The following is a 6940-nucleotide window of genomic DNA, read 5'->3' on the forward strand; positions in this document are numbered from 1 at the left end:
ACGGCGGCATCAGCCGCCGATAGGTTTGCTTGCCCATGCCAAGACGCAGGAAACGTCAGGAGGAACACACCAACCACGAGGCCTGGGCGATCCCCTATGGAGACCTGATTACCCTCCTGCTCGCCTTCTTCGTGGTGATGTATGCGCTGTCCTCGGTCAACGAGGGCAAGTTCCGGGTGTTGTCGGAATCCCTGTCGGCCGCCTTCCGGGGCACACCGATGGCGCCGGAGCCCATCCAGGTGGGAAGCCTGGCTCGCGCGCTGCACACGTCGCCGGCCGGCGACGCGGGAGCCATCATGCCCATGGATATCGCCATGCCCAGGGTTCTGCTCGATCCGCGGGATTTGGATGCGCTCGACGGGGACCTGGACGCGATGTCTGGCGGCGAAGGCCTGCGCGAAAGCGAGCTGGGCGAGGCCGCGCGTGGCATGAGCCTGATTGCCGACCTCATCCAGCGGGCCGTGGCCCCCCTGATCGATGCCGACCTGATCCGCATGCGACGCGAACACTTCTGGGTGGAGGTGGAGATCAATACCAGCCTGTTGTTCGCCAGCGGCGGCGCGGAGATCTTTCCCGAGGCGCGTCCGGTGCTCGACGAACTGTCCGGAATCCTGAAGGACCTTCCCGTACGGGTTCATGTGGAGGGCTTTACCGACGATGTCCCGATCAGCACGGCGCAGTTCCCGTCGAATTGGGAACTGTCCGCGGCCAGGGCCAGCAGCGTGCTTCGGCTGCTGGTCGAAAACGGTCTGGATCCCACGACGATGGCGGCCATCGGGTTCGGAGAGTACCGTCCCATTGCCGACAACGAGACACCCGAGGGCAGACGTCAGAACCGGCGCGTGACCATTGTGATCCTGGCCGACCAGATCCCCCGACTGGACCACCGGCTGGATCCGGGAGCCCTGCATGACGATGGGGACCGGACGTTGCCGGCAGAGCGGGGACGCAGCCCGTGAACGCCCCGATCCGTCCCGTCCACCCGTCCTGGCCCGGGCGCCGCGTCCCCGAAGAGGGTGACGAGAGAAAACGCCAGCGGCCGCCGTCTGGTGGTGATGGCCGCGAGGACCGGGACGGGGAAGAGTCTGGCGGCGGGAGGGACGGCGTGCCCGGCGATCAGGGGATTGCCGACCGCGGAAGCGGCAATCCAAGGCAGCGCCCCGCCGGCGACGGCCGTGCGGGCCATCACGTGGACGAATACGTATGAACGCTTCGATGATCATGGTGACGGTGGCGGTCTTCCTGGTGGCGGTGGCTGCGCTTGGCCTCGCTGCCGTGATCTGGATTCGGGTCCAGCACCTGCAGCGCCGACTGGCGACCCAGGAAACCGAGCTGTTGTCGCTGAAGGGCGCACTGAGTGCGATCTGCTCCGACGACATGGTCACCGATCACCGTCAGGGGGAGCTGGAGCAGCGCCTGCGCCGGCTGGCTGATCAGCAGGAACAATTGCTGATGCGTGACCCGGAGACCGGCCCCTATCACCATGCGCTGCGCCTGGCTGCGCAGGGCGCCAGCCGGGAAGATCTGGTAAAGAACTGCGGCCTCAGTCGTGGCGAGGCTGAGCTGCTGCTGTCGCTGAATCGGCCGTCAGGCGATACCGGGGGCTGACCCGGAACCACGTCCTATTCCTGCTGGCCGGGCTTGCGGCCGCTGAGAAAATAGACGAAGGCCAGCACCTCGGCCACTGCCATGTAGAGGTTTTCGGGGATCTCATCCCCCACCGGGACCTGGGACAGCGCCGCGGTGAGCAAGGGATCGTCGTGCACCGGTACGCCGTGCTCACGGGCGATCTCGAGGATGCGTTCCGCGATCAGCCCGCTGCCGCTGGCGGTAATGCGCGGCGCCCGCTCGCTCCCGTAATGCAGGGCCACTGCCTTGCGCGGTGGTCGTCGCGTCTCCCGGCTCACGCGCGATCGTCCAACACGGGCCGGGTCCGAACCGGGTGCTGCTGTTCCGGTGGCTCGCCGGGGGTGCAGCCCAGGTCTCTGACCTTCAGCTGGCGGCCTTCCAGCGCCTCGCGGAGTTTCGGCAGTTCCCTGCGGACGCGGGCGGCCGTGTTCTCGTCGCCGACCCACAGACGGGTTCCCACCTGATCTCCGGAGACCGCGATGCGCACATGCACGGGTCCGAGGCCGGGGAGGTCGAGGGCCATTTCCGCCCGCCAGACCGGGGCCTGGTCCGGGGCGCTGCGTTTGCGCTCACGCTCCATCAGGAGGTGCAGCAGATCCACGCCATCGCCGCTCCGCAGGGGCAGCTCGAGGAGCCATCGCAACTGTCCGGATTCGGCATTTTCCACCGCGCTCCACTGGTGCATGGCGAGGCGGGCCAGGGCCTGGTCGGTGCTGGTGCGAAGCCCGTCGAGCAGCGCCTGCCGTCCAGGCGTGGAGAGGTCCGTCGTCAGGCGCGCCTGTGGCGATGGGGTGGATCCGGCGCGCGGTGGGGCGGCCTCCCGGGCGGATCCGATGATCCAGGTCGGGAAGGCGACGGCCTGTGGCATTGCGCGGGCGGATGAGGTTGCGGTGGACGTGGCCGTTGCGGGGAGTCGGTGCGCCGGCCCGGTATCTGCGCTGGCCGCGCCGGGGCCGGGCCTGCGCTGCCCGGCGGCGTTGCCTTGACCCCCCGGTCTGCGCTGCGCGCGCAGCTGCGTTGCCAGGGAGAGGAGGGCCGATTTCAGGTCTCCGGCAGCCGTGGCAGCCCCGCCCTGGCCGAGGGCGAGGGCGGCCTCGTGGAAGATGCCCGATGCGAGAACCGCCTCGCGCAGGCCCTTCGGCCGCGTCGCCTGCGTCGCCGTGTGCAGGCGCCCGAATAGGTCCTTGAGCGCCGCCTGCACCGATCCGGGCAGCGCTGCCGTGGCCCCAGGGTCACGGCTCAGCGCCCACAGGGCGGCCAGCAGGGGTGCCTGGCTGCCCTGGGCCGGCAGCAGGCTGGTCAGCGCGGTGGGCGCCCCTGTACCCGGCCCGATCCCGGCTTGCCCTGTCGACGGCTGTACGAAGGGGGTCTGAGACAGCAGGCGCAGCAACGGCTGCGTTCCCATACGTACCACCTCGAGGCTCAGGCGGCTCCCCGGGGGCATTGCTGCCGGCAGACGCAGGCTCAGCTCCTGGTCGCCGATGCGGACCCGTGTCTGTTCCCCGGCAGCTCCGCCACGGACTACCTGGGCCTCCAGTCGCTGCCCCGCTTGCCAATCGGGCGCCCGCGGGTTGGGGCTGGCCAGGGTGGCCTTGAGGGCGGGGGGCGGTATTTGCATGCGTCACCCGACGGGCCGAAGGGCTTTCCATCGTACTACCTGCCGGGGTGCATCGCGAAGGCACGGCGGGCATGGACACGGCGGCGGCCTGAATTTCGCTGTTTGTTGCCGGTCTCAGGTATTGTGCATCTCAGTGCCGTCTCGACCGGCGGTGCCTCCTGGATCCGAACCATGAAGTCCGCGCCCATGAAGAACCTGTTCTCCCGGCTCACGATAATCCTGTTCCTGTGCCTTCCCGCCGTACAGGCCGGTGCGCAGCAGTCGATCGAGGTCATCGATCTCCAGAACCGGCCCGCCGCGGAGATCATTCCGCTGATCGAACCCCTGCTGGGTCCCGACGACGTGGTCACGGGGACGGGGTTTCGGCTGATCGTTCGTGTGGCCCCGGCGACACTGAGCCAGTTGCGTGAGGTGATCGGCGCGTTCGATGCGGTTCCCAGGAATCTGACGGTCAGTGTCCGGCGCGGCGGGGTCGAAACGACCCGCGAGCGCGAGGCGCAGCTGCAGGGACGCATCGGTGATGTGACCGTGGGCGATGGGTCCGGGAGCCGGATCATCCGCCGCCAGACCAACGACCGCGACAGCGGTGTGCAGACCCTGCGCGTGCTCGAGGGGCAAACCGCTTTCATCCATGCAGGGGAGTCCATCCCCGTCCTGCGTCATGGCGGCATTGTTCTTCCCGGTGCCGTCGTCGGGCCGGAGATCGACTACCGCGAGCTGGAGCGTGGATTCCTCGTGCGCCCGTGGGCGACCCCGGACGGCCGGGTGCGGATCGACATCCAGCAGGTGGACGAGCGCGAGAGCCGCAGCGGCGGTGGGCGCATCGACTTCCAGCGCGTCGATACCGTGCTGTCGGGCGGAATCGGCGAATGGATCCGGATCGCCGGTGTCGAGAACCGGCGCGATCTGACCGAGCGCCGCGTACTGGGGACGCGCCGGGATCAAGGCGCCGGGGAGACCGAGATCCACGTTCGCGTGGATTGGGCGGACTGATTCCCCGGATGCGCGGCGTCGTCGGCCTGGGGGTGCTTGTCTTCAGCCTTTGCTGCACGCCGCTGCTGGCCCGCGAGCCCGTGCTGCTGGGGGTTTTCCCAGACCGGGTGCTGGTCGAGATCGACGGACAGCGCCTGGTATTGATGATGGGGGCGGATGCCACGGAGGGCGTGCGGCTGCTGTCGCCCGATACCCGCGCTGGTACGGCCTGGCTGGAGATTCAAGGCGAACGCCGCCAGTTCGCCTCGGTGCGGCGGAGCGAAAGCCCGCCCCGTGGCGACACGGCGGCTCAGGCGCGCGTCTACCCGGATGCGTCCGGGGCCCTGACCGCCACGGGCAGCATCAACGGCCATGCGGTCCGTTTTCTGGTAGACACCGATACTCCCATCACGACCCTGGGTGCCGGAGAGGCGCACCGCCTGGGCATCGCATACGCCCGTGGCGACCTGACCCAGACGCGTACCGCGGCTGGCCTGTCATTCGGGTACCGGGTGATTCTCGACCAGGTGCGGATCGGTGGGATCGTGCTGGACGACGTGGAGGCCGTGGTGCTGCAGTCGGATGCACCGCGGCTTCCGGTTCTGGGCGCGAGTTTCCTGAACCGGGTTCAGGTGCGGCAACAGGGCACTGCCCTGTTGCTCGAGCGGCGTCCCTAGAAGCCTGGATCCATGCTTTCCTGGACCGACCCGAAGGTTCGGATCCAGGGCTGGTTGCGGCGAACGCCGGCGGGCAGCCTGTTGACTGCCGCGCGGGCGCCAGCCAGGTCGGGGTAATCGCCTGCCACGAGGGCATACCAGTCCTGATCGTTCCGACGCGTTCGAAACCAGGCGATCTCCGTGTCCAGGGACAGCCGGCCCGCATACCTGCGCAGTGCCTCGAGGTCGCCGCCGGCGATGATCTGGATGGTGAAACGATCCGCGGCCCGGTCCTGCAGCCAGGTCGGATCGCGCAGGTCGCGATGTGCTGGCGCCGGGCGCGGTTGCGTCCCGGGGATGTCGGCCGACGGTGAGTCGGAAGCCCCCGCGCTGTCCGTCGGTTGCGTCCGAGCCGTATCGGGTGTCTCCGTGGGGGTTTCCGTCACCTGCGGGTCCGCCTGCGGAACGGGCGTGTCCTCGCGGGTGGGCACGGGGGGCGGCTCCGCCGGGCTGACCACGGAGATCTCCGGTTCCGGTTCCGATGGGGAAGCCTCGGCGATCTCCCGGGCGGGTTCGGGTTCCGAGGCGGGGGCCTCGGCAGGCTCCCGAATGGGTTCCGGGTCGCTGGCGGGAATTTCGACGAGCCGGGGTATCGGCGCGGGCTCTGGGAACATCACCTCACCGGTGGTCACCTCCGAATCCGGATCCGGGAGACTGGCGGTTTCCGGGTCTCGGGGCGCTTCCAGGAACTCGATCGGTTCTGGTATCGGCAGCGCGGTGGTGGGCGCGGCGGATTCGCGGGCGGTCGGCTCGGCGTCCGGTGATTCCGCCGCGAATCGACGATCGGGCGTCGGCAGTACGGGCGGCTCTGCGGGAGCTTCCCGCAGGACGGCGGTGCCACTGGGTTGCTGCAGCGTAGCCGCATTGCCGCCCCGCTGCGCCTGGTCTCCCGGCAGGTAGAGAAGTCCCACTACGACCAGCGTGGCCAGCACGGCGGCCGCGCCCCCCGCTGCAGGCAGTGTCCAGCGCTGCTGCCAGCCGATGCGCGTACTGCCGGAAGCCGCGTGCCCGGGCTCTTGCTGCACCGAGGCCGGGTCCGTCCCCAGGCTCTGCAGATAACGGTTGGCCACGAGGTTGATGTCGATCGGACGGCCGCCGCTCTCCTGGTGGATCGCGGCGGCGATCGCGCCGGAAAGCAGACTCGGGTCATGCGCACCAGCCGTCTGCAGGCGCTGCCGAAGATAAGCCTCGGTCTGGGCCTGAGTCAGGGGCCGGAGGCGGACGGCGATGTGTTTTTCCGCAGGCGTGTCGGCATCGACGCACTGTGCCAACAGATCCTCGAGACCGGGTTCGCCCGCGAGCAATATGCCCAGGGCGCTGCTGCAGTGGCGGTTCACCTCGCGGCGCAGCCGCAGGAGCGCCGCCAGGACCTCTGGCGCCAGCAGGTGGGCATCGTCGATCACGAGAACCGGACGCCGCGTTCCCCGGCAAAGGGTCAGGAGCAGCCCTGCCAGCGGTGTGTTCTCGGCCGCGTCCGCCGCCTTGGACCACTGCTGTCGAATGGCGTATTCAATACTTGGGAAGGGCGCCCCTGGCCGGCCCTTGAAACCGCAGAAGAGCAGCGACCCTGCTCCCCGCGAGAGGAGCTGCAGCAGTTGCGTGCTCTTCCCCGCGCCATGCTCGCCGAGCAGCAGTAGTGGCTTGTTGTCGGTCTGGAGGCGCTGTTGTAACACCCCGACCGGCATGTCGAGGGCGGGATCGCTGTACACGAAGCCTTCGGTTGCCTTGGTGGCAAAGGGCTGACGCCGCAGGCCGTGGCGGCGCAGGACTTCCTCGCCCAGTGGGGCGTCGTTCTCGCTGGGTCCGGAAGACTGCATCATGGAGTGGTCTCGGATGGCACTGGCACGGCTATTCTACGATGACTGACTGCAATAATCGGGTGAGCGCGCTGCTGATGGAATGCACACATGGACCTGACTGTCATGGCCCTGCGCCACCCCTGATGATGAAAAGCCGCAAACTGTAGGTCGGGTTAGCCCAAAGGGCGTAACCCGACGGGCCTCGC

At 68.7% G+C, this 6940-nt stretch carries 7 protein-coding genes; 4 read left to right on the forward strand and 3 right to left on the reverse strand.

The annotated features are described in order from the left end of the window. Positions 1-35: 35 nt before the first annotated feature. Together motD and EA346_RS04745 are read left to right on the forward strand one after the other, a co-directional pair. Positions 36-959 carry a flagellar motor protein MotD gene (gene motD / locus EA346_RS04740; protein ID WP_296756207.1) on the forward strand — a complete coding sequence of 308 codons (924 nt, stop codon included), beginning with the start codon at positions 36-38 and terminating at the stop codon, positions 957-959. A 244-nt stretch (positions 960-1203) separates the two neighbouring features. Further along, a complete protein-coding gene (locus tag EA346_RS04745; RefSeq protein WP_296756209.1) occupies positions 1204-1608 on the forward strand; it encodes a DUF2802 domain-containing protein in 405 nt (134 codons plus the stop codon). A gap of 14 nt (positions 1609-1622) precedes the next feature. On the opposite strand, the gene EA346_RS04750 is transcribed toward EA346_RS04745, so the two are convergent. Both EA346_RS04750 and EA346_RS04755 read right to left on the reverse strand, forming a co-directional pair. Beyond that, entirely contained in the window at positions 1623-1907 is a 285-nt protein-coding gene (locus tag EA346_RS04750; protein WP_296756210.1) for an EscU/YscU/HrcU family type III secretion system export apparatus switch protein, read from the reverse strand. Then, positions 1904-3247 carry a flagellar hook-length control protein FliK gene (locus EA346_RS04755; protein ID WP_296756211.1) on the reverse strand — a complete coding sequence of 448 codons (1344 nt, stop codon included), beginning with the start codon at positions 3245-3247 and terminating at the stop codon, positions 1904-1906. Before EA346_RS04755 ends, EA346_RS04750 begins: the two co-directional genes overlap by 4 nt. A 171-nt stretch (positions 3248-3418) precedes the next feature. Here EA346_RS04755 and EA346_RS04760 point away from each other — a divergent pair, with 171 nt between their 5' ends. After that, positions 3419-4240: a hypothetical protein gene (locus EA346_RS04760; protein WP_296756212.1), complete on the forward strand. Its 822-nt coding sequence runs from the start codon at positions 3419-3421 to the stop codon at positions 4238-4240. Between the two features lie 8 nt (positions 4241-4248). Further along, a complete protein-coding gene (locus tag EA346_RS04765) occupies positions 4249-4896 on the forward strand; it encodes a TIGR02281 family clan AA aspartic protease (protein ID WP_296756214.1) in 648 nt (215 codons plus the stop codon). On the opposite strand, the gene EA346_RS04770 is transcribed toward EA346_RS04765, so the two are convergent. After that, the gene (locus EA346_RS04770) at positions 4893-6755 is read right to left on the reverse strand and encodes an AAA family ATPase (RefSeq protein ID WP_296756215.1); all 1863 of its coding nucleotides are present in this window, start codon (positions 6753-6755) and stop codon (positions 4893-4895) included. The genes EA346_RS04765 and EA346_RS04770 overlap by 4 nt on opposite strands. Positions 6756-6940 lie beyond the last annotated feature (185 nt).

This window comes from Thioalkalivibrio sp., from assembly GCF_007692535.1.
GTDB lineage: Bacteria > Pseudomonadota > Gammaproteobacteria > Ectothiorhodospirales > Ectothiorhodospiraceae > Thioalkalivibrio.

What these genes read in the sequence shown, in the direction of transcription:
- motD (WP_296756207.1), top strand. Translation starts at nt 36, where the DNA reads ATGCCAAGACGCAGGAAACGTCAGGAGGAACACACCAACCACGAGGCC.
- EA346_RS04745 (WP_296756209.1), top strand. Translation starts at nt 1,204, where the DNA reads ATGAACGCTTCGATGATCATGGTGACGGTGGCGGTCTTCCTGGTGGCG.
- EA346_RS04755 (WP_296756211.1), bottom strand. Translation starts at nt 3,247, where the DNA reads ATGCAAATACCGCCCCCCGCCCTCAAGGCCACCCTGGCCAGCCCCAAC.
- EA346_RS04760 (WP_296756212.1), top strand. Translation starts at nt 3,419, where the DNA reads ATGAAGTCCGCGCCCATGAAGAACCTGTTCTCCCGGCTCACGATAATC.
- EA346_RS04765 (WP_296756214.1), top strand. Translation starts at nt 4,249, where the DNA reads ATGCGCGGCGTCGTCGGCCTGGGGGTGCTTGTCTTCAGCCTTTGCTGC.
- EA346_RS04770 (WP_296756215.1), bottom strand. Translation starts at nt 6,755, where the DNA reads ATGATGCAGTCTTCCGGACCCAGCGAGAACGACGCCCCACTGGGCGAG.